General features: G+C 68.0%; 18 protein-coding genes. 13 read left to right on the plus strand and 5 right to left on the minus strand.

Annotated elements, in window-relative coordinates:
- Window positions 1–91 precede the first annotated feature (91 nt).
- The 5 genes from KF941_RS19435 to KF941_RS19455 all read left to right on the plus strand — a co-directional run bounded on the left by KF941_RS19435 (window position 92) and on the right by KF941_RS19455 (window position 5,373).
- Complete coding sequence (locus KF941_RS19435; RefSeq protein ID WP_214274277.1) at window positions 92–1,579, plus strand: PLP-dependent aminotransferase family protein; 1,488 nt, start codon at window positions 92–94, stop codon at window positions 1,577–1,579.
- A 398-nt stretch (window positions 1,580–1,977) separates the two neighbouring features.
- Entirely contained in the window at window positions 1,978–2,487 is a 510-nt protein-coding gene (gene fabA, locus KF941_RS19440; protein WP_036756139.1) for a bifunctional 3-hydroxydecanoyl-ACP dehydratase/trans-2-decenoyl-ACP isomerase, read from the plus strand.
- Window positions 2,488–2,508: 21 nt separating this feature from the next.
- Entirely contained in the window at window positions 2,509–3,738 is a 1,230-nt protein-coding gene (fabB, locus tag KF941_RS19445) for a beta-ketoacyl-ACP synthase I (protein ID WP_072462122.1), read from the plus strand.
- Window positions 3,739–3,757: 19 nt separating this feature from the next.
- Complete coding sequence (locus KF941_RS19450; RefSeq protein ID WP_214274278.1) at window positions 3,758–4,546, plus strand: enoyl-ACP reductase; 789 nt, start codon at window positions 3,758–3,760, stop codon at window positions 4,544–4,546.
- Complete coding sequence (locus KF941_RS19455; protein WP_214274279.1) at window positions 4,546–5,373, plus strand: alpha/beta hydrolase; 828 nt, start codon at window positions 4,546–4,548, stop codon at window positions 5,371–5,373. The genes KF941_RS19450 and KF941_RS19455 overlap by 1 nt, the downstream gene beginning before the upstream one ends.
- A gap of 431 nt (window positions 5,374–5,804) precedes the next feature.
- Here the strand turns inward: KF941_RS19455 and KF941_RS19460 are convergent, their stop codons facing one another.
- A complete protein-coding gene (locus KF941_RS19460; protein ID WP_214274280.1) occupies window positions 5,805–6,839 on the minus strand; it encodes an Ldh family oxidoreductase in 1,035 nt (344 codons plus the stop codon).
- A gap of 141 nt (window positions 6,840–6,980) precedes the next feature.
- Here KF941_RS19460 and KF941_RS19465 point away from each other — a divergent pair, with 141 nt between their 5' ends.
- Both KF941_RS19465 and aspA read left to right on the plus strand, forming a co-directional pair.
- On the plus strand, window positions 6,981–7,877 hold the full coding sequence (locus tag KF941_RS19465) for a LysR substrate-binding domain-containing protein (RefSeq protein ID WP_214274281.1): 897 nt from the start codon (window positions 6,981–6,983) through the stop codon (window positions 7,875–7,877).
- 157 nt (window positions 7,878–8,034) lie between these two features.
- Window positions 8,035–9,441: an aspartate ammonia-lyase gene (gene aspA, locus KF941_RS19470; RefSeq protein ID WP_072462123.1), complete on the plus strand. Its 1,407-nt coding sequence runs from the start codon at window positions 8,035–8,037 to the stop codon at window positions 9,439–9,441.
- A 37-nt stretch (window positions 9,442–9,478) separates the two neighbouring features.
- Here aspA and KF941_RS19475 read toward each other — a convergent pair whose 3' ends face one another.
- Entirely contained in the window at window positions 9,479–10,681 is a 1,203-nt protein-coding gene (locus KF941_RS19475; protein ID WP_214274282.1) for a pyridoxal phosphate-dependent aminotransferase, read from the minus strand.
- A gap of 105 nt (window positions 10,682–10,786) precedes the next feature.
- Here KF941_RS19475 and KF941_RS19480 point away from each other — a divergent pair, with 105 nt between their 5' ends.
- Together KF941_RS19480 and KF941_RS19485 are read left to right on the plus strand one after the other, a co-directional pair.
- Window positions 10,787–11,032, plus strand: coding sequence for a succinate dehydrogenase assembly factor 2 (locus KF941_RS19480; RefSeq protein ID WP_051419801.1), 246 nt, complete (start codon window positions 10,787–10,789; stop codon window positions 11,030–11,032).
- 184 nt (window positions 11,033–11,216) lie between these two features.
- On the plus strand, window positions 11,217–11,642 hold the full coding sequence (locus tag KF941_RS19485; RefSeq protein ID WP_240540564.1) for a winged helix DNA-binding protein: 426 nt from the start codon (window positions 11,217–11,219) through the stop codon (window positions 11,640–11,642).
- A 335-nt stretch (window positions 11,643–11,977) separates the two neighbouring features.
- On the opposite strand, the gene KF941_RS19490 is transcribed toward KF941_RS19485, so the two are convergent.
- Entirely contained in the window at window positions 11,978–12,406 is a 429-nt protein-coding gene (locus KF941_RS19490) for a VOC family protein (RefSeq protein ID WP_116220459.1), read from the minus strand.
- Window positions 12,407–12,562: 156 nt separating this feature from the next.
- Between KF941_RS19490 and thyX the strand changes: the two genes are divergently transcribed.
- Window positions 12,563–13,468 carry an FAD-dependent thymidylate synthase gene (gene thyX / locus KF941_RS19495; protein ID WP_036756272.1) on the plus strand — a complete coding sequence of 302 codons (906 nt, stop codon included), beginning with the start codon at window positions 12,563–12,565 and terminating at the stop codon, window positions 13,466–13,468.
- 57 nt (window positions 13,469–13,525) lie between these two features.
- Here thyX and KF941_RS19500 read toward each other — a convergent pair whose 3' ends face one another.
- Window positions 13,526–14,308: a 3-hydroxybutyrate dehydrogenase gene (locus KF941_RS19500; RefSeq protein ID WP_036756275.1), complete on the minus strand. Its 783-nt coding sequence runs from the start codon at window positions 14,306–14,308 to the stop codon at window positions 13,526–13,528.
- Window positions 14,309–14,818: 510 nt separating this feature from the next.
- Between KF941_RS19500 and KF941_RS19505 the strand changes: the two genes are divergently transcribed.
- Genes KF941_RS19505 through KF941_RS19510 form a run of 3 tightly spaced genes read left to right on the plus strand, consistent with a single transcriptional unit; the run spans window position 14,819 to window position 17,030 of the window.
- Window positions 14,819–16,561: an extracellular solute-binding protein gene (locus tag KF941_RS19505; RefSeq protein ID WP_240540495.1), complete on the plus strand. Its 1,743-nt coding sequence runs from the start codon at window positions 14,819–14,821 to the stop codon at window positions 16,559–16,561.
- On the plus strand, window positions 16,558–16,692 hold the full coding sequence (locus tag KF941_RS28420) for a hypothetical protein (RefSeq protein ID WP_255469645.1): 135 nt from the start codon (window positions 16,558–16,560) through the stop codon (window positions 16,690–16,692). Before KF941_RS19505 ends, KF941_RS28420 begins: the two co-directional genes overlap by 4 nt.
- Complete coding sequence (locus KF941_RS19510) at window positions 16,692–17,030, plus strand: hypothetical protein (RefSeq protein WP_036756157.1); 339 nt, start codon at window positions 16,692–16,694, stop codon at window positions 17,028–17,030. Before KF941_RS28420 ends, KF941_RS19510 begins: the two co-directional genes overlap by 1 nt.
- 60 nt (window positions 17,031–17,090) lie before the next feature.
- Here KF941_RS19510 and ade read toward each other — a convergent pair whose 3' ends face one another.
- Complete coding sequence (gene ade / locus KF941_RS19515; RefSeq protein ID WP_214274284.1) at window positions 17,091–18,866, minus strand: adenine deaminase; 1,776 nt, start codon at window positions 18,864–18,866, stop codon at window positions 17,091–17,093.
- Between the last annotated feature and the right edge of the window lie 5 nt (window positions 18,867–18,871).

The raw sequence follows: 18,871 nt of genomic DNA on the forward strand, positions 1-18,871 counted from the left end.
ATGGGCAACTCTGCACGGTTGCTTCTGCGGCAAAATGTTGCAGGTGACGGGGCGTAACGATATGTCCAGATGAAAGCAAAGATAAGGCCAGATGAGCGACCGGATTCCCGTCGAAATGTTCTTTTCCCGCGACAGCGATGCAGGCACGCTGCAGGCGCGGCTGGCGGCGGCCATCGTGCGGGCGATCCTGGAGACGCGGGCGCGGCCGGGCACGCGGCTGCCCTCGTCGCGGGGGCTGGCCGCTGCGCTGGGGATTTCGCGGATGACCGTGACGCTGGTCTACCAGGAGCTGGTCAGCCAGGGCTATCTGGAGACGCGGGCACGGTCCGGCATCATCGTCGCCGCCACCGTGCCGCACCGCCGGCTGAAGGTGCAGGAGCCCGTGCCGCACGAGACCGCGCTCGACTGGGACAGCTGGCTTGCGGGCCAGCTGCCGCGGCAGCGGGTGATCCGCAAGCCGGCGAACTGGCGCGACTTCCGCTATCCCTTCATCTACGGGCAAAGCGACGCGGCGCTCTTCGACCACAACGCCTGGCGCGACTGCGCCCGCCGGGCCTGGGGGACGCGGGATTTCGGCGAGCTGGCCTCGGACCTCTACGGCGCCGACGACCCGATGCTGATCGACTACATCTGCTCGCATTCCCTGCCCCGCCGCGGCATCCAGGCCGAGCCGGACGAGGTGCTGGTGACGCTGGGGGCGCAGAACGCGCTGTTCATCGCCGTCGAGCTGCTGGCGCGCGGCGATCGGCTGGCCGTGACCGAGGATCCGGGCTATCCCGATTTCGCCGAGACCCTGCGCCGCGCCCACAGCCCGACCACCTTCCTCGACGTGGACGAGGGCGGGCTGAACCCCGAGCTGCTGCCGCAGGGGACGCGGCTGGTGATCGTGACGCCCAGCCACAACATCCCGACCGGCGCGACCATGCCGCTGGCGCGGCGCCGCGACCTGCTGGTCCGCGCCGCCGCGCATGATTTCCTGATCGTCGAGGACGATTACGACTTCGAGATGTCCTATCTCGCCCCGCCGGCGCCGGCGCTGAAATCGCTCGACCGGTCGGGGCGGGTGATCTATGTCGGCAGCTTCTCGAAATCGCTGTTTCCGGGGCTGCGCATCGGCTACATGGTGGCGCCGGCGCCCTTCATCGCGCGGGCCCGCGCGCTGCGCGCCATCATGCTGCGCCACCCGCCGAACCACCTGCAAAGGATCACCGCCTATTTCCTGGCGCTCGGCCATTACGACGCGCATATCGTGCGGCTGCGCGGGGCGCTGAAACGCCGCCGCGCGCTGATGGAGCAGGCGCTGGCGGCCACCGGGCTGCGCATCGCCGGGGCGGCGCGCTCGGGCGGGTCGAGCCTGTGGATCGAGGGACCGGCCGGCATCGACAGCGCCGTCCTGGCGGCAAGGCTGCAAGAGGACAGCGTGCTGATCGAGCCGGGCGAGGTCTTCTTCGAAACCCCGCCGCAGCCCTGCGCCTTCTTCCGGCTGGGCTATTCCTCGATCCGCGAGGGGGACATCGCGCCGGGCATCGCCCTGATCGCCCGCCGCACCCGCGAACTGGCCGCGGAACAGGCCGGCTGACCGCCCGTTCCCCCGTCATGGGGGCTTTGCCCCCGCGCGTTCCGCGCTCCCCCAGGATATTTCGGCACGAAAGAAGCCGCGGCCCGGTATTCTCCTGCCCGGTTCTTTCGTGTTGAAATATCCTGCGGGGGTCTGGGGGCGCAAAGCCCCCGGATGCGGCGCCGGCCATGGCGCGCAAGGCCCGCCCGTCCTGCCGGGCGGGGAAAGCTGCGGCAAATCGTCCGCCGCGCCTCCGTCTTTGGCAACCGCCGGCATATCCGACGCAAAAACCCGCAAAACCTGCGCCCTTGCGCCCTGCCGGGACGGAATGATAGACCCGAAAGCAAGTGCGGCGCGGGCCTTGCCCGGCAGCCGCCGCAGCAGTTAACGCAACGTCGGATCGAGGGGAACACACGCGCATGACGATGACACGGACCAGCTTTGACAAGGAAGATCTGCTGGCCTGCGCCCGTGGCGAGTTGTTCGGCCCCGGAAATGCCCAATTGCCCGAGCCGCCGATGCTGATGATGGATCGCATCACCGAGATTTCCGCCGATGCCGGCCCGCATGGCAAGGGCCATGTCGTCGCCGAATTCGACATCCATCCCGACCTGTGGTTCTTTGCCTGCCATTTTCCCGGCAATCCGATCATGCCGGGCTGCCTGGGCCTTGACGGGCTGTGGCAGCTGACCGGCTTCAACCTGGGCTGGCGCGGCTGGCAGGGGCGCGGCTATGCGCTTGGCGTGGGCGAGGTCAAGCTGACCGGCATGGTCCGCCCCGACCGCAAGCTCTTGCGCTATTTCGTCGATTTCACCAAGGCGGTCCAGACCCGTCGCCTGACCATGGGCGTCGCCGACGGCCGTGTCGAGGCCGACGGCGAAACCATCTATGAGGTCAAGGACATGAAGGTTGCCCTGTCGGCCGCCTGACACATGAACAAGGAGCACGCCATGCGCCGTGTCGTCATCACCGGGCTGGGCATCGTCTCTCCCATCGGCAACAATGCCACCGAGGTCACCGAAAGCCTGCGCGCCGGCCGCTCGGGCATCGTCTTCGCCCCCGAATATGCCGAGCACGGCTTTCGCAGCCAGGTTCACGGCATGCCGCAGATCGCCGTCGAGGACCATATCGACAAGCGCAACCTGCGCTTCATGGGCGCGGGCGCGGCCTATAACTTCATCGCCATGCAGCAGGCGATCGAGGATGCGGGCCTGGCGCCCGAGGATGTCTCGAACGAGCGCTCGGGCCTGGTCATGGGCTCGGGCGGGCCGTCGACCGCCAACCTGTTCGAGGCGCATCGCACCGTGATCGAGAAGGGTGCGCCCAAGCGCATGGGCCCCTTCATGGTCACGCGCTGCATGTCCTCGACCAATTCGGCCTGCCTGGCCACGCCCTTCAGGATCAAGGGCGTGAACTATTCGATCACCTCGGCCTGCTCGACCTCGGCGCATTGCATCGGCAACGGCACCGAGCTGATCCAGATGGGCAAGCAGGACATCGTCTTCGCCGGCGGCGGCGAGGAGCTGGACTGGACGCTCAGCTGCCTGTTCGACGCCATGGGCGCGATGTCGTCGAAATACAACGACACGCCCCAGACGGCCTCGCGCCCCTTCGACGCGACCCGCGACGGCTTCGTCATCGCCGGCGGCGCCGGGGTGGTGGTGCTGGAGGAGCTGGGCCACGCCCTGGCCCGCGGCGCCCGCATCTATGCCGAGGTCACCGGCTATGGCGCGACCAGCGACGGCTATGACATGGTCGCCCCTTCCGGCGAGGGCGGCGAGCGCTCGATGCGGCTGGCGCTGTCCACCCTGCCCGAGGGGCGGCGCGTCAGCTATGTCAATGCGCATGGCACCTCGACCCCGGTGGGCGACGTGGGCGAGATCAAGGCGCTGCGCCGGGTCTTTGGCGAGGGCGCGGTGCCGCCGGTGTCGTCGACCAAGTCGCTGACCGGCCATTCGCTGGGCGCGACCGGCGTGCATGAGGCGATCTATTCGCTCTTGATGATGCAGCAGGGCTTCATCGCCGCCTCGGCCAACATCACCGAGCTGGACCCCGAGATCCGGCCCGAGGAGATTGCGCAGACGCGCATGGATGACGTCGATTTCGATAGTGTCCTTTCCAACAGTTTCGGTTTTGGCGGCACCAACGCCACGCTGCTCCTGTCGAAATACCGCGAATAAACCAAGAAAAGGTTAAGCCATGAGCGAATTGATGAAAGGCAAACGCGGCCTTGTGATGGGGGTCGCGAATGACCGCTCGATCGCTTGGGGGATTGCGAAGGCGCTGGCGGATCAGGGCGCGGAACTGGCCTTTTCCTATCAGGGCGAGGCTTTCGGCAAGCGGGTCGAGCCCCTGGCGCAATCGCTGGGCTCGGACTTCCTGATGGATGTCGACGTGCTGGACGACGAATCGCTCGACCGCGCCTTTGCGGCGATCGAATCGCGCTGGGGCGGGCTGGATTTCCTGGTCCATGCCGTCGCCTATTCCGACAAGAACGAGCTGACCGGGCGATTCATCGATACGACCCGCGACAATTTCAAGAATTCCTTGACGATTTCGTGCTATTCGCTGATCGACCTGGCCCGGCGCGCGCAGCCCCTGATGAGGAATGGCGGCTCGATCATCACGCTGACCTATGCCGGCTCGAACCGGGTCACGCCGTTCTACAACGTCATGGGGGTGGCAAAGGCCGCATTGGAATCCTCGGTCCGCTACCTGGCCAACGACCTGGGCCCCGAGGGGATTCGCGTCAACGCGATCAGCCCCGGCCCGATGAAGACCCTGGCCGGCGCAGCCATCGGCGGCGCCCGCAAGACCTATCGCCATACCGAGGCCAATGCCCCGCTGCGCGCCAATGCCACGCTGGAGGCGATCGGCGGCACGGCGGTCTGGCTGTGTTCGGACTGGGGCGCCTGCACCACGGGCGAGATCGTGCTGGTCGATGGCGGCTATCACGTGCTGGGCATGCCGCAGTCGGAAAACCTGTGATGCCCGTCCGCTTCTTCCAGGCCGAGGACGGCGCCCGGCTGGCCTATCGCGACGAGGGCGAGGGGCTGGCGGTCCTGGCCCTGCCGGGGCTGACCCGGACGGGGCGGGATTTCGACTATCTGGCGCCGCATCTGGCCGGCGTGCGGCTGATCCGGCCGGATTACCGCGGCCGCGGCGATTCGGATTGGACCGGCGCGGACAGCTATACCGTCCCGCAAGAGGCGCGGGACGCGCTGGCGCTGCTGGATCACCTGGGCATCGCGCAGGCGGCGGTGCTGGGCACCTCGCGCGGGGGGATCATCGGCATGCTGCTGGCCGCGACGGCGCGCGACCGGCTGTTGGGCCTGTGCCTGAACGATGTCGGCCCGGCATTGGAGCGCAGCGGGCTGGAGCGGATCTTCGACTATGTCGGCCGCAACCCGGCCGCGAAAAGCCTGGAGGACATGGCAGAGCGCCTGCCCGCCCTCATGCCCGGCTTTGCCGGCGTGCCGGCAAGCCGATGGCTGGACGAGGCGCGGCGCCATTACGCCGAGACGCCCGCGGGCCTGCGCATCAACTACGACCCCGCCCTGCGCGAGGCGTTCCTGGCCGCCTTCAATGGGCCCGAGGTCGATCTGTGGCCGCTGTTCGACGCCGCGCAGGGGCTGCCTCTGGCGCTGGTGCGCGGGGCGAATTCGGACCTGCTGGCGCATGAGACCGCGACCGAGATGCGCTGCCGGCATCCCCAGATGATCCTGGCCGAGGTGCCCGATCGCGCCCATGTCCCCTTCCTCGACGAGCCCGAATCGCTGGCCGCGATTCAGGACTGGCTTGCCGCCATGCGCTAGGCTGATCCGCCCGCCGCAAGGTCGGGGCATGATCGAACGCCCGCCCCGGTTCTGGACCGGCACCGCGGCATTTCGCGGGCCTGTCCGCGGGGCCGTGGCAGCGCGGCCCGGCGGCCTGCCAGTCCGGCGGCTGGCGTGGCGAGGATCCGCCGCTCCAGTTCCGCCGATGCCGCGCCCGGTGGCCCGCCCTGAGCCGAGAACCGACGGCTAGGCTTCTGCACCTGATGCACAGGATCGGAACGGGGGCCTGCCTTGCAAGCCCCGCGCAATGCCGGCGTCGCGCATGATCGACCCCTGCCCTTGGGCCGGCCACACCGCCTGGGACGGATGGACGATTCTGCTCAGCCGCTTTCCGGCAGCCGGCGCACGAGACGGCCGCGATGCATGCCGACCGCCGGTCGTGCAGCCGCTTGGCCCCCGCCGGACCGCGATCAGCCCAGCGCCGCCAGCCCCTCGCGCTGGAAGCGCTCGATCAGCGCCAGTTCTGCGGCGGTCAGCGCGATGCCCTCGGCCTCGGAGCGGGCGCGGGCGGCAAGGCGGCGCTGGCCGGGCAGGCGCGCGCCCTGGCCCAGGATGGCGTCGAACAGCGCCTCGGCCGCAGCCAGCGGATCGCCGGGCCGGCCGGCGGCGAAACGCGCCGGCGAAAAGGCCAGGATCAGCTCGCCATGCCTGGGCGCCAGGGCCAGCGTGCCCAGTTCGTCCAGCGCGCCCTGGCTGGTCAGGTCGCCGATCATCACCCCCGCCAGCAGCTCGACCATGGTCGAGATGGCCGAGCCCTTGTGCCCGCCAAAGGGCAGCATGGCCCCGGCCAGCGCCGCCTGGGGATCGGTGGTGGGCTGGCCGGCCGCGTCCAGCGCCCAGCCTTCGGGCAGGGGTTCGCCCGCCCGCGCCAGCAGCTCGATCTCGCCCCGCGCCGCGGCCGAGGTGGCGAAGTCGAAGACGTAGGGGGCGGCCCCCGCACGCGGCCAGGCAAAGGCGATGGGGTTGGTGCCCAGGATCGGCCGGTTGCCGCCCGCCGGGGCGACGGCGGCATAGCTGGGGCACATGGCAAGCCCGGCAAGGCCGCGCGCCGCCAGCGCCTCGACCTCGGGCCACAGCGCCGAGTAATGCACGCAATCGTTGATGACCAGCGCCGCCAGCCCCAGCTTTTCCGCGCGGCCGGCCAGCGCCGGCAGGCCCAGTTCGAAGGCGGCGGGGGAAAAGCCGCCGCCGGCCCCGACCCGGATCACGGCGCTGCCCTCGTCGATCAGCTCCGGTCGCGCATCGGGGAAAACCTTGCCGGCCGCCAGGGTGCGCAGGCAGCCTTCGATACGATAGATGCCGTGCGATTTCGCGCCGTCGCGCTCGGCGGCGGTGATGATGCGGGCGATGGCATCGGCCTGCTGGGCGTTGAAGCCGGCGCGCATGAAAAGCGACTCGACCATCCGGCCAAGCTCGGCCACCGTCACCATCGTGCTGTCGTCCATGCTTCCTTCCCCGTCTGATGCCCGCCAGAAAACCGGATTTTCCGGCCAGGGGCAAGCATTCAGGCCCGATTGCCGCCCGCAAGGCGGCCAGGCATGGCGCGCCCGCGCCGGCTCGGCTAAAGCGGCAGGAAAGGGGGGCGCATGGATCTGAAATGGCTTGAGGACTTCCTGAGCCTGGCCGAGACGCACAGCTTCTCGCGCTCGGCCGAGCTGCGCGGCGTCACGCAAAGCGCCTTCAGCCGCCGCATCCGCGCGCTGGAGGAATGGCTGGGCACCGACCTGCTGTCGCGCGACAGCTACCCGGTGTCGCTGACGCCCGAGGGCGTGCTGTTCCGCGAGACGGCCGAGGAGGTCGTGCGCATGATCCTCGCCCGCCGCGCCGAGTTCCGCGACCATGCCCGAAGCCGGGGCGGCGAGATTTCCTTCGTGGCGCTGCACAGCCTGACCGTGACCTTCCTGCCGGGCTGGCTGATGCGGCTGAAGGCGGCGGCGGGGCAGATGACCAGCCGCGTCAAGCCCGAGAATTTCGACCGCTGCATCGAGGCCCTGACCGAGGGCGGCTATGACTTCTTCCTGACCTATGCCCATCCGCAGGTGAACATCCCGCTGGACCCCGCGGGCTATCCGCATCTGGTGGTGGGCCAGGACAGCCTGGTCGCCGTCGCCCGCCCCGGCTTTCCGCAGGAATGGCGGACCGAGGGCATGCCGATGCTGAAATATTCCCGCGGCTCGTTCCTGAACGCCATGGCGCGCATCGCGCTGGCGCAGCCCGGCGCGCCCAGGGTCTATGTCGCCCATACCGACGAAGCCAGCATGGCCGAGGCGATGAAAAGCATGGCCGTGGCCGGGCATGGCCTGGTCTGGCTGCCCCGCCGGCTGGTCGCGGCCGAGATCGCGACCGGCCGGCTGGAGGTCGTGGCCCCGGAACTGCCGATGGAGATCCGGCTTTACCGCAATGCGGCGCGCGGCCGCGGCATCACCGGGCGGGTCTGGCAGGCCGCGCGCGAGTTGGGCGAAGGTTATGCAGGATCGGAATAACCCAGCGCGACTTCGCATTGGAAAATACCCGCGATCCTGCCTAAATCTTTGACACATGGGGCGCGCGAACGCCCTGCCTATCGCAACAGATCCGACAGAAATGCGCATCGCGCCCGCACCGCCACCGGCGGGCGGCGCGCCTGCGCCCGAGGTGAACATGACCAAGACCCGCATCGAACACGACCTGCTTGGCGACCGCGAGGTGCCCGCCGACGCCTATTGGGGCGTCCACACCCTGCGCGCCGTCGAGAATTTCCCGATCTCCGGCAGGCCCATCGGCGAAATTCCCGAACTGATCCGCGCGCTGGCCGCGATCAAGCAGGCTGCGGCGCTGGCCAATGCCGATCTGGGGCTGCTTTCGGCCGAGCGCCGCGACGCCATCGTCGCCGCCTGCGAGGAAATCCGCGCCGGCCAGCTGCACGACCAGTTCGTCGTGGACCAGATCCAGGGCGGCGCCGGCACCTCAACCAACATGAACGCCAACGAGGTCATCGCCAACCGCGCGCTGGAGATCATGGGCCATGCCAAGGGTGAATACAAATACCTGCATCCCAACGAGCATGTGAACATGAGCCAATCGACCAACGACGTCTATCCGACGGCGTTGCGGCTGGCCTCGTGGCGGGGCTTGCAGAACGTGATCGCGGCGCTGGCCTCGCTGCGCGGCGCCTTTGCCGAGAAGGGCGCGGAATTCGCCGAAATCCTCAAGATGGGCCGCACCCAGCTGCAAGAGGCGGTGCCGATGACCCTGGGCCAGGAGTTCAACGCCTTCGCCATCACCATCGGCGAGGACGAGATGCGCCTGGCCGAGGCCGCCAGCCTGATCTGCGAGATCAACCTGGGCGCCACCGCCATCGGCACCGGCATCACCACCCATCCCGACTATGCCGAGCGGGTGCGGGCGCGGCTGGCCGAGATCACCGTGATCCCGGTCGTCACCGCCCCCGACTTGGTCGAGGCGACGCAGGATTGCGGCGCCTTCGTGCAGGTCTCGGGCGTGCTGAAGCGGGTGGCGGTCAAGCTGTCGAAGATCTGCAACGACCTGCGGCTGCTGTCCTCGGGCCCGCGCGCCGGCTTCAACGAGATCAACCTGCCGGCGAAACAGGCCGGTTCCTCGATCATGCCGGGCAAGGTGAACCCGGTCATCCCCGAGGTGGTCAACCAGGTCGCCTTCGAGGTGATCGGCAACGACATGACCATCACCATGGCCGCCGAGGGCGGGCAGTTGCAGCTGAATGCCTTCGAGCCGGTCATCGCCTACAGCATGTTCCGCTCGGTCAGCCACCTGATCGCGGCCTGCAACACGCTGGAGCACAATTGCGTGCGCGGCATCACCGCCAATCGCGACGTGCTGAAGGAAACCGTGCGCCGCTCGATCGGCATCGTCACGGCGCTGAACCCCTATATCGGCTATGCCGCCGCCACCGAACTCGCGACCGAGGCGCATCTGACCGGCCGCGGCGTCTATGAGCTGGTGCTGGAAAAGGGGCTTTTGCCGAAAGAACGGCTGGACGCCATCCTGCGCCCGGAAAGCCTGACCAGGCCGCAGCTTTTCGTCAACTAAGGCAGGCGGGGCGGGGTTTCGGCCCCGCCGCTTCGCTTTAGCGCAACCCCTCGCAGAACCCCTTGATCCGCGCGCAGGCATCCGCCAGCACCGCGTCCGATGTGGCGTAGGAGATGCGGAAATGCGGCGAAAGCCCGAAGGCCGCGCCAAAGACCACCGCGACCCCGGTCTCGTTCAACAGCGCGGTGGCGAATGCCTCGTCATCCGCGATCAACGTGCCGCCGGCCGAGGTCTTGCCGATCAGCGCCGCGATCGAGGGATAGACGTAGAACGCCCCCTGCGGCACCGGGCAGTCGATGCCGGGACAGGCGTTCAGCCCCGCCACCACCAGGTCGCGGCGGCGCTGGAACACGGCGCGGCTTTCCGCGATGTAGTCCTGCGGCCCCTGCAACGCGGCCAGCGCCGCATATTGGCTGATCGAGCAGGGGTTCGAGGTCGATTGCGACTGCAGCTTGGCCATGGCGCGAATCAGTTCCTCGGGGCCCGCGCCATAGCCGATGCGCCAGCCGGTCATGGCATAGGCCTTCGACACGCCGTTCATGGTCAGCGTGCGCGATTTCAGCCCCGGCTCGACCTGCGCCGGGGTGACGAAGCGGAAATCGTCAAAGACCAGATGCTCGTAGATGTCGTCCGCCAGCACCCAGACCTGCGGATGGCGCATCAGCACCTGGGTCAGGGCGCGCATGTGTTCGACGGCATAGCCCGCGCCGGTGGGGTTCGAGGGCGAATTGAGGATCAGCCATTTCGTCCGCGGCGTGATCGCCGCCTCCAGCTGTTCGGGGGTGATGCGATAGCCGTTCTGCATCGCGCCCTCGACCACCACGGGCGTGCCGCCGGCCAGCAGCACCATGTCCGGGTAGCTGACCCAATAGGGCGCGGGAATGATGACCTCGTCGCCCGGATTCAGCGTCGCCATCAGTGCGTTGTAGAGGATCTGCTTGCCGCCGGTGCCGACCGTCACCTGCGCGGGCGCATAGTCCAGCCCGTTTTCCCGCGCGAACTTGTCGCAGATGGCGCGTTTCAGTTCCGGGATGCCGTCTACCGCCGTGTAGCGGGTATGGCCGGCGTCGATGGCGGCCTTGGCCGCCTCGCGGATATGCGCGGGCGTGTCGAAATCGGGCTCGCCGGCGGACAGGCCGATGATGTCCCGCCCCTCGGCCGCAAGCTCGCGGGCGCGGGTGGTGATGGCGATGGTGGGCGAGGGTTTGACGCGGGCGAGCGTCTGCGACAAAAAGCTCATCGAATTCATCCTGCGGCTGGCTGCCCCGTCATAGGGGCGGCGCCGCGGACAGGCAAGCCGGGGGCAAGCGTGGACGAGAACGAAGCAAGGCTGAAGCGGCTGCGGATGCGCAGCTGGCGGCGGGGCACCAAGGAGATGGACCTGATCCTGGGCCCGTTCTCGGACAGCGAGCTTGACGGGCTGAGCCCCGAGGAACTGGACCTTTACGAGGCGCTGCTGAGCGAAAACGACCAGGATCTGTATCCCTGGATCACCGCCCGGCTGGGCGACGCCCGCCCAGGACCGCAGGCGCTGCTGCCCATCCTGGACCGCGTGGCGGGTTTTGCCCATCAGCGGCTGGCACGGAAATAGGCGCAATTTTAGCAAACTGCGCGGCGATTAACCGAAGATTGGCAAATCTGCGCCATTGTGGCGGAAACGAGGCCAAGAACGGAACCCGCTTATGCAACAGCGCAGCTCTGCCCACACGGTGCCGGCCCTGCGGCCCTTGCCGCCGCGGACCAACCGGGCCGACGCCTATCTGGAAAGCCTGCAAATGCTGGAGCGGCTGCATCGGCTTTTGCTGGACCTGGTCAAGGACGAGTTCGAGCGGCTGGGCCGCTCGGATCTGACGCCGGTGCAGGCGCTGCTGATCTACAATCTCGGCACGTCGGAGGTGACGGCGGGCGAGTTGCGCTCGCGCGGGATGTATCAGGGCTCGAACGTCTCCTACAATCTCAAGAAGCTGGTCGAGCTGGGCTATGTCCACCATGAACGCTGCGAGATGGACCGCCGCGCGGTCCGGGTGCGGCTGACCCAGACGGGGCAAGAGGTGCGCGATTGCGTGGCGCGGCTGTTTGCCCGCCATGCCGAAGGGCTGGAACTGTCCGGCGTGCTGGACGATCCGCCCATCGAGGCGGTGAACCTGCAATGGCGCCGGGTCGAAAGATTCTGGGCCGAGCAGATCCGCTACATCTATTGAACCACACCGCCCCGGCATGGCCCAGCGACGCCGTCATGCCCGGCCCGCACCGGCATCGGCCGCGGGGGCCCTTCTCCCCGCCGGCCGGTCCCGGCGACGGGTCGGGCATCCAGCGTCTCAATGCGCGCGGTCAGGTCTGCGATAGGCCGACCCGACCCGGCGCGGGCCGGGCATGTCCAGACCCTGCGCCGCCTTGCGCCGCGGCCCCGCCCTCTATCAGTGGCCCGTGTTCTGCATGCTGGCCCAGGGCTCTTGCGGCAGCTCGGCCGGGCCCGGCCCAGTGCGGGTCGGACATGAGCCAGACCCTGCGCCGCCTTGCGCCGGGGCCCCGCCCCCTACCAGTGGCCTGTGTTCTGCATGCTGGCCCAGGGCTCTTGCGGCGGCAGCGCCTCGCCCTCTTGCAGCAATTCGATCGAGATGTTGTCAGGGCTGCGGACAAAGGCCATGTGGCCGTCGCGCGGCGGGCGGTTGATGGTCACGCCCGCATCCATCAGCCTCTGGCACATCTCGTAGATATCTTCGACCCGATAGGCGAGATGGCCGAAATGCCGGCTGTCCGAGGGCAGGCCGTCGTCGCCGTCCCAGTTCCAGGTCAGCTCGACCGGGCATTCCGGCTGGCCGGGCGGCGCCATGAAGACCAGGGTGAAGCGCCCCTTCTCATTGTCGATTCGCCGCGTCTCCTCCAGCCCGAGCAGGCGGAAGAATGCCATCGTCTTTTCCAGATCGAGCACGCGGACCATGGTGTGCAGATAGCGGACCTTCATCTGTCGCTCCTTTCCGTTCGCTGCGGCCAGACTGGCATGGCGGCGGCCGGACCGCAACGTGGGGCGATCGGCTGCACCCGCCGCGTCCATACTGCCGGTTGATTGCATCCCCCGTCGGTGCCACAAGATATGCCCAACAGCACGAAGGATTCCGCCATGCCCCTGACCCCCGAACAACAGGCCGAGATCGACGAGCTGCGCGCCAGCCCGCGCCCCACCCTGCGCGCCGTCTCCGAGGGGATGGAGGGCCATCTCTACCGGGCGCATCCGGTGCTGGATCACGGGCTGGTGCGGGTCATCGACTACATGGGCGACGACGGCGCGATCACCCAGGCCGCGCGGGTCAGCTATGGCCGCGGCACGAAATCGGTCAGCAACGACGAGGGGCTGATCCGCTACCTGATGCGGCACTGGCACTCGACCCCGTTCGAGATGTGCGAGGTCAAGTTCCACGTCAAGCTGCCGGTCTTCGTCGCCCGGCAATGGATCCGCCACCGCACCGCCAACGTGAACGAATATTCGGCGCGCTATTCGATCCTGGACCGCGAATTCTACATCCCCGCCCCCGAACACCTGGCCGCGCAATCGACGGTGAACAACCAGGGCCGCGGCCAGGTGCTGGAGGGGGACGAGGCCGCCCGCGTCCTCGACATCCTGCGCGAGGACGCGATGCGCAGCTATGACCATTACGAGGCGATGCTGAGCCAGGAGGGCCAGCAGGGCCTGGCGCGCGAACTGGCGCGGATGAACCTGCCGGCGAATGTCTATACGCAATGGTACTGGAAGGTCGACCTGCACAACCTGTTCCATTTCCTGCGCCTGCGCGCCGATGCCCATGCGCAATACGAGATCCGCACCTATGCCGAAACCATGTGCGGCATCGTCAAGGACTGGGTGCCCTTCGCCTACGCCGCCTTCGAGGATTACCGGCTGGGCGGCATGCAGCTTTCCGCCAGGGGCGTCGAGGCGCTGAAGCGCCGCCTGGCCGGCGAGACGGTCACGCAGGAAAACAGCGGCATGAGCAAGGGCGAATGGCGTGAGTTCGAGGCGGCCTGGGGCTGACCGCCCGCCCGCGATCCCCTTGGGCAAAGGGGCGGGAAACCCTGCCGGAGCGGCGCCCTAAAGCGCCGTCCACCCCCCGTCCACCGAGATCGTCGTGCCGGTGATCTGCTCGGCCGCCGGCGAGCACAGAAAGACCGCCGTGCCGCCCATCTGCTCGACCGTGGCGAACTGCCCCGAGGGCTGGCGGTGCAGCATGACCTTGGCGATCACGTCCTCGCGGCTCAGGTTGTGGGTCTTCATCTGGTCGGGGATCTGCTTTTCCACGATGGGCGTCAGCACATAGCCGGGGCAGATGGCGTTGCAGGTGATCGGCTCCTTCGCCGTCTCCAGCGCCGTCACCTTGGTCAGGCCGACGATGCCGTGCTTGGCGGCGACATAGGCCGACTTGTATTCGCTGGCCGTCAGCCCGTGCGCCGAGGCGATGTTGATCACCCGCCCCCAGCCCGCCTCGCGCATCAGCGGCAGCGCCACCGCCGTGGTGTGAAAGGCGGAGGACAGGTTGATGGCGATGATCGCGTCCCATTTCTCGGCCGGGAAATCCGGGATCGGCGCGACATGCTGGATGCCGGCATTGTTCACCAGGATGTCGCAGGCGCCGGCCTTTTCGATCAGGGCGCGGCACTCGGCGCCCTTCGACATGTCGGCCTGGATGTAGCGGACCTTGACGCCATGCTCGGCGGCCAGGCTTTCGGCCAGGGCGTGATCCTCGGGCGCGTCGGTAAAGCTGTTCAGCACCAGATCCGCCCCGGCCCGCGCCAGCTCATGCGCGATGCCAAGCCCGATCCCCGAGTTCGAACCCGTCACCACCGCCGTCTTGCCGCCAAGGAATTTCTGGAACATCGCTGCCTCCACGCCTGCGTTGCTGTTGCCGCCGCAGCATGGGGAAAAAGCCCGCACCGCACAAGGTCGGACACCGGCGGCGCGGCAAGGCGCGGGGGCCGCCGGCGATGGCAGGGGAAATACCGCTTCGTTCACTTTTTTGCGCGCTCGATTCCCCCGGCGGGCGCGGGCAGGCAAGGCTGCGGCCGGATCGCGAAACCCCCAAGAAAAAAGCGCCCGCACAAGGCGGGCGCAAGTCATGAGGCAGGTTTCATACAGGCAAGAAACCTATCGAGCAGTGCCTTATCTATACGCTTTTCGCCCCATGAGTCCAAGGCGTAAGTTTGCTTCAAGGTGAACGGGCGGTTAATCTGGGCGCGGGCAGAACCAACGACCCGGAAAACAGGGCCATCGAGCATGCGATTCTTCAAGTTTGCTAACGAATCCGCGATCTGGCGGCGAATCGCCCTGTGCCTGTGTGTTGCATCCATGCCGCTGGCAAGCCTTGCCGAACCCCGGCATGCCATTGCAATGTATGGAGAACCTGCGCTTCCGGCCGGCTTCACCCACCTGCCCTATGCCAATCCCGAGGCGCCCAAGGGCGGCACGATTCGCCTGGCCGAGACGGGCACCTTCGATTCGCTCAACCCCTGGATCCTGATGGGCAACCCGGTCTGGCCGATCTTCACCCAGCCGGGGCTGGTGGCCGAGTCGCTGATGATGCGCTCGATCGACGAGCCCTTCACCCTCTACGGCCTTCTGGCCGAAAGCGTCGAGACCGATGCCGACCGGACATGGGTCGAGTTCACCCTGCGCCCCGAGGCGCGCTTTTCCGACGGCACGCCGGTAACGATCGAGGACGTGATGTGGTCCTATGAGGTGCTGGGGACCAAGGGGCATCCGCGCTATACCGCCGTCTGGTCCAAGGTCGAGACGATGGAACAGACCGGGCCGCGCTCGGTCCGGTTCACCTTCAACACCGCCGACCGCGAGCTGTCGATGCTGATGGGCATGCGGCCGATCCTGAAGAAGGCGCAATGGCAGGGGCGCGATTTCGGCCGGTCCAGCCTGATGGTCCCCATCGGATCGGGGCCCTATGTCATCGACAAGGTCGATCCGGGCCGGGCGATCAGCTTTCGCCGCAACCCGGATTACTGGGGCCGCGACCTGGCGGTCAGCCGGGGGCTGCACAATTTCGACGTGATCCGCTACGACTATTTCGGCGACGCCTCGGCCATGTTCGAGGCGTTCAAGGCCGGCGAGATCGACGTCTGGCGCGAACTGGTCGCGGCGCGCTGGGAACGCAATTTCGACTTTCCCGCCATGCGCGACGGCCGGATGGAGAAATCCGAGATCGCGCATGGCCGCCCCTCGGGGATCATGGGGCTGGTGATGAACACCCGCAATCCGCTGTTTGCCGACTGGCGGGTGCGGCAGGCGATGATCGAAGCCTTCAACTATCGCTTCATCAACATGACGCTGACCGGCGGCAAGGATCCGCGGATCACCAGCTATTTCGCCAATTCCGATCTGGCGATGCAGCCCGGCCCCGCCACCGGGCGCGAGGCCGCGTTGCTGGCGCCCTTCGCCGACCAGCTGCCGCCCGGCACCATCGAGGGCTATGCCCTGCCCGAGGGCGGCGAGCGCGCCATCGACCGCCGGGGCATCCGCGCCGCGCTGGACCTGCTGGGCGAGGCCGGCTGGACCGTGCAGGAGGGCGAGCTGCGCGACGCGAAGGGCCGCCCCTTCGCCTTCGAGATCCTGCTGAACCAGTCGGGCAGCGCCATGCGCACCAGCGCCGAGACCCGGCAGATCATCGACATCTTCGTGCAATCGCTGCGCAACCTGGGCATCCGGCCGACGGTGACGATGCTCGATGCCGCGCAATATGTGGAACGGACGAACAATTACCAGTTCGACATGACCTGGTATGAACGCGGGCTGTCGCTGTCGCCCGGCAACGAACAGCGGCTCTATTGGGGCCGCGAGGGCGTGGCCAAGCCGGGCAGCCGCAACTGGATGGGCATGGACAGCGCCGCCGCCGAGGCGATGATCGCCGAGATGGGCCACGCCCGCACGCATGAGGATTTCGTCGCAGCGGTCAGGGCCCTTGACCGAATCTTAACCGCCGGACGCTATGTCATCCCGGTCAGCTATTCACGGATTTCCCGCTTGGCCCATCGTGCCGACCTGGATTATCCTGAAAACACGCCGCTTTACGGTGACTGGCCCGGCTTCATGCCAGAAACCTGGTGGCAGGAGGAAAGAGAATGAAATTCAGTCGGATCGCAGCCATCCTGACCCTTCTTGCGCTTGCCGCGTGCAATACCGTGGCCGGCGTGGGCGAGGACATCACCGGCGCCTCGCGCATGGTGCAGGGCGGCCTGGGCGGAGGAGGCTACTGATGAAATGGGTTCACGTCCGCGACAACTGGCCCGCCTTCTTCGAGGCCATCGTCGAGAAATGGCCTGCGGCCGATGAAAGCGACCTTGAGGAGATCGACGGCGACCAGCGCGCCTTCATCACCTATATCGCCGAAGTCACCGGGCAGGAGATCGACGAGACCAAGGACGAGATCCGCGAATGGCTGGCGGGCGAAATCCCCTCGGACATCGTCATGGACCCGATCCACGACAATCACTCGATCAACCTGTCGGCGAAATATGTCGGCGAGGGCGAGGACGAATATGACGACGACGCCCGCTTCGGCGATGACGACGAAGTGCCCGACGACGGCGACTGACGCACGCCCCGCGGCCGGCCCCGGCCCATCCCGGCCGGGGGTCGTGCCGGGGCTGCAGGGCTAGACCAGCAGGTCGACCAGTTCGAACCGGGTCACGTCGACGATGCCCAGGTCCGAGATGCGCAGCTCGGGGATCACCACCAGCGCCAGGAGCGAATGCTGCATATAGGCGTTGTTGAGCCGGCAGCCGCAATCCTGCATCGCCTTGACGATCCCCTGCGTCGCCTCGGCCACTTCCTCGGCGGGCAGGTCGGACATCAGCCCGGCGATGGGCAGCGCCACCGTCGCCAGTTCCTCGCCGTCGCGGAACACGGTGACGCCGCCGCCGATCCGGCCCAGGTGGTTGGCCGCCGCCGCCATGCTGTCGCGGCAGGTGCCGACGACGATCATGTGATGGCTGTCATGCGCCACGGTCGAGGCCACCGCCATCCGGCCCTGGTAGCCGAAGCCCGAGACGAAGCCGTTCACTACGCCGCCCGTCGCCCGGTGGCGTTCGACCAGCGCGATATGGCAGGTCTCGCCCTGCGCCTCGATCACGCCGTCGCGGATCGGCAGCTCGGCGGTCAGCGCGCGGGTCGGGGCCTGGTTCTCGACCACGCCGATCACCCGCACCCGCGCGCTGTCGCCCGTGGCGCGCACGGCGAAATCCGCGCCGGCAAGGCTGCGCCCCAGATGCACCGAGTTGCGCGCCTCGTCGGGCCAGGCGATGCGCGGGCAATCCACCAGCAGCTTGCCGCCTTCGGCGACCAGCCGCCCCTGCGCGATCACCGCCTCGATGGGCAGGCTGCGCAGGTCGCGGGTCAGGATCACGTCCGCCCGCCGGCCCGGCGTGATGCTGCCCAGCTCGCGTTCCAGCCCGAAATGCTGGGCCGCGTTGATCGTCGCCATCTGGATCGCCACCAGCGGATCGCAGCCGCAGTCGATGGCATGGCGCACCACCCGGTTCATGTGTCCGTCATGGACCAGCGTGCCGGAATGGCTGTCGTCGGTGCAAAGGATGAAGAAGCGCGGGTCGAGCCCCTTTTCGGTGATCGCGGTGATCTGGCTTTCCACGTCATACCAGGCCGAGCCCAGCCGCATCATGCAGCCCATGCCCTGGCGCACGCGGGCGATGCCCTGCGCCTCGGTCGTGGTCTCGTGGTCGTCCGCGGCGCCGCCGGCGACATAGGCGTGGAAGGGCCGGCCCAGGTCGGGGCTGGCGTAATGGCCGCCCACCGTCTTGCCGGCGGCGCGGGTGGCGGCGATCTCGGCCAGCATCTGCCGGTCGCCCGCGGCGACGCCGGGAAAGTTCATCATCTCGCCCAGGCCGACGATGCCGTCCCAGCCCATGGCCTGCGCCACCTCGCCCTCGGTGATCGGCTGGCCGGTGGTCTCCAGGCCGGGGGCGGATGGCGCGCAGCTGGGCATCTGGGTGAACATGCTGATCGGCTGGAGCAGCGATTCGTCCCGCATCAGCCGCACGCCGTTGAGCCCCAGCACATTGGCGATCTCATGCGGGTCGTGGAAGATCGTCGTCGTGCCATGCGGGATCACGGCGGCGGCAAAGCCGGCGGGCGTCAGCATCCCCGATTCGACATGCATATGCGCGTCGACCAGGCCGGGGACCATGTAGCGGCCCGCCGCCTCGATCACCTGCGTATCGGGGCCGATCAAGGGCCCGGCATCGGCGCCGACATAGGCCACCCGGCCGTCGGCCACGGCGATGTCGATGCCGGGGATCACCTCGCGCGTGTGGACATTGACCCATTGCCCGCCCCGGATCACCAGATCCGCCGGCGCGCGCCCCGCCGCCACTTCGACCAGCCGGGCCTGGGCCTCGATCCACGGTTTCAACATGCCTG

Origin of the sequence: Paracoccus sp. pheM1 (assembly GCF_018499825.1) — a bacterium.
Lineage (GTDB): Bacteria > Pseudomonadota > Alphaproteobacteria > Rhodobacterales > Rhodobacteraceae > Paracoccus > Paracoccus versutus.

What these genes read in the sequence shown, in the direction of transcription:
- KF941_RS19435 (WP_214274277.1), top strand. Translation starts at nt 92, where the DNA reads ATGAGCGACCGGATTCCCGTCGAAATGTTCTTTTCCCGCGACAGCGAT.
- fabA (WP_036756139.1), top strand. Translation starts at nt 1,978, where the DNA reads ATGACGATGACACGGACCAGCTTTGACAAGGAAGATCTGCTGGCCTGC.
- fabB (WP_072462122.1), top strand. Translation starts at nt 2,509, where the DNA reads ATGCGCCGTGTCGTCATCACCGGGCTGGGCATCGTCTCTCCCATCGGC.
- KF941_RS19450 (WP_214274278.1), top strand. Translation starts at nt 3,758, where the DNA reads ATGAGCGAATTGATGAAAGGCAAACGCGGCCTTGTGATGGGGGTCGCG.
- KF941_RS19455 (WP_214274279.1), top strand. Translation starts at nt 4,546, where the DNA reads ATGCCCGTCCGCTTCTTCCAGGCCGAGGACGGCGCCCGGCTGGCCTAT.
- KF941_RS19460 (WP_214274280.1), bottom strand. Translation starts at nt 6,839, where the DNA reads ATGGACGACAGCACGATGGTGACGGTGGCCGAGCTTGGCCGGATGGTC.
- KF941_RS19465 (WP_214274281.1), top strand. Translation starts at nt 6,981, where the DNA reads ATGGATCTGAAATGGCTTGAGGACTTCCTGAGCCTGGCCGAGACGCAC.
- aspA (WP_072462123.1), top strand. Translation starts at nt 8,035, where the DNA reads ATGACCAAGACCCGCATCGAACACGACCTGCTTGGCGACCGCGAGGTG.
- KF941_RS19475 (WP_214274282.1), bottom strand. Translation starts at nt 10,681, where the DNA reads ATGAGCTTTTTGTCGCAGACGCTCGCCCGCGTCAAACCCTCGCCCACC.
- KF941_RS19480 (WP_051419801.1), top strand. Translation starts at nt 10,787, where the DNA reads ATGCGCAGCTGGCGGCGGGGCACCAAGGAGATGGACCTGATCCTGGGC.
- KF941_RS19485 (WP_240540564.1), top strand. Translation starts at nt 11,217, where the DNA reads ATGCTGGAGCGGCTGCATCGGCTTTTGCTGGACCTGGTCAAGGACGAG.
- KF941_RS19490 (WP_116220459.1), bottom strand. Translation starts at nt 12,406, where the DNA reads ATGAAGGTCCGCTATCTGCACACCATGGTCCGCGTGCTCGATCTGGAA.
- thyX (WP_036756272.1), top strand. Translation starts at nt 12,563, where the DNA reads ATGCCCCTGACCCCCGAACAACAGGCCGAGATCGACGAGCTGCGCGCC.
- KF941_RS19500 (WP_036756275.1), bottom strand. Translation starts at nt 14,308, where the DNA reads ATGTTCCAGAAATTCCTTGGCGGCAAGACGGCGGTGGTGACGGGTTCG.
- KF941_RS19505 (WP_240540495.1), top strand. Translation starts at nt 14,819, where the DNA reads ATGTATGGAGAACCTGCGCTTCCGGCCGGCTTCACCCACCTGCCCTAT.
- KF941_RS28420 (WP_255469645.1), top strand. Translation starts at nt 16,558, where the DNA reads ATGAAATTCAGTCGGATCGCAGCCATCCTGACCCTTCTTGCGCTTGCC.
- KF941_RS19510 (WP_036756157.1), top strand. Translation starts at nt 16,692, where the DNA reads ATGAAATGGGTTCACGTCCGCGACAACTGGCCCGCCTTCTTCGAGGCC.
- ade (WP_214274284.1), bottom strand. Translation starts at nt 18,866, where the DNA reads ATGTTGAAACCGTGGATCGAGGCCCAGGCCCGGCTGGTCGAAGTGGCG.